Below are 1,205 nucleotides of genomic sequence, written 5' to 3' on the forward strand. Positions count from 1 at the left end.
GTTACGCCCGGTTGCTGATTGAGCTGGGGTATCAGGTAGATTGTTCCGTTACGCCGCGCGTGAACTGGCGCAACGCGAAAGGTGCCCCGCAGGGTAATGGCGGAACGAATTACCAGCATTTTCCCGATCGTGCCTACTTTTTGGACGTAGACGACATTTCCCGGCCGGGAAATAGCCCCTTACTCGAAGTTCCGATGAGTATCCAGTATAAACACCCGGCATGGCTGAATTCCCTGAAGCAGGGTTACGATCGTCTGCGCGGTAAGTACCGTTCTCCGTCAGTTAACTGGTTACGCCCGTCCGGCGGTAACGCGCAGGAGATGATTAAGGTTGCGCAGCAGTGCCTGTCTCAGGGAAATGACTACGTAGAGTTCATGCTGCATTCGTCGGAATTTATGCCTGGCGGGAGCCCTACTTTTAAAGACGAGGCCGCGATTGAGGGGCTTTATCAGGATCTGGAGCAGCTCTTTACCTGGTTATCAGATAAGACCGTGGGGATGACGCTGGCGGAGTTTTACCAGTACAAAAAATAGTTATGCCCGCCAGGCGGGCATATTTGCTATTGCTGCTTTGTTTGGGTGAAAGGTGTACTTAATGCAAACAAAACCATAAAGAAGATTAAGGCTTCTGAACTGAGCAGTATGACATCCGTCAGTCCATACAAAAGCAAAAGTAGCATCGAGGTTAGCAGCAGTGCGTTTCTGTTTCGTAGGGCATACACAATCATCGAAACGAAGAAAAAGAGCATTACCGCCACGCCGGGGATCCCCTGCAATGAATATTTCTCTATAAATTCATTATGCAGGTGGACTTTGATGTACACGAGCGCGGTAGCAAGATGTGGATGACCGTCTTTTATATACTGCCGTGTCCACGTTTCACGCTCTTCAAGTGATTGCCCCAACGGATGTGCAAGACCATTCTCGATCCCGACAGTCCACATCGAAAAACGTGCGCCCAGTGACGTGCGGTCATAGCCTTGCTGATATTTCTCAACTTCAATTTGGGTTTGCGTTATTTTCGGTGCAATCAACGGCTTGTAGCTTACGACGACAATGCCGGCCACAATGCATAAAAAGATGAGAGTGGATTTGAGATGAATTTTTCTGAAATGATATAGCGTGAGCACTATCGCCAGAAGCAGATATAAACCCATCGCAGCACGGGTACCCGTCAACAGTATGACGAAGTAAGAGATTAATATA

1 protein-coding gene and 1 pseudogene are annotated in these 1,205 nt (G+C 48.7%); one reads left to right on the plus strand and one right to left on the minus strand.

The window, feature by feature from the left end; all coding sequences use genetic code 11:
- Positions 1-533: pseudogene (locus HP459_RS22995) on the plus strand (deacetylase); the annotation flags it as partial.
- A 26-nt stretch (positions 534-559) separates the two neighbouring features.
- On the opposite strand, the gene HP459_RS23000 reads toward HP459_RS22995, so the two are convergent.
- Positions 560-1,205: O-antigen ligase (locus tag HP459_RS23000; RefSeq protein WP_171936932.1), on the minus strand; the 646-nt coding region annotated here is incomplete at its 5' end.

Origin of the sequence: Enterobacter sp. CM29, assembly GCF_013179605.1 — a bacterium.
In the GTDB taxonomy this organism is placed as follows: Bacteria; Pseudomonadota; Gammaproteobacteria; order Enterobacterales; family Enterobacteriaceae; genus Enterobacter; species Enterobacter intestinihominis.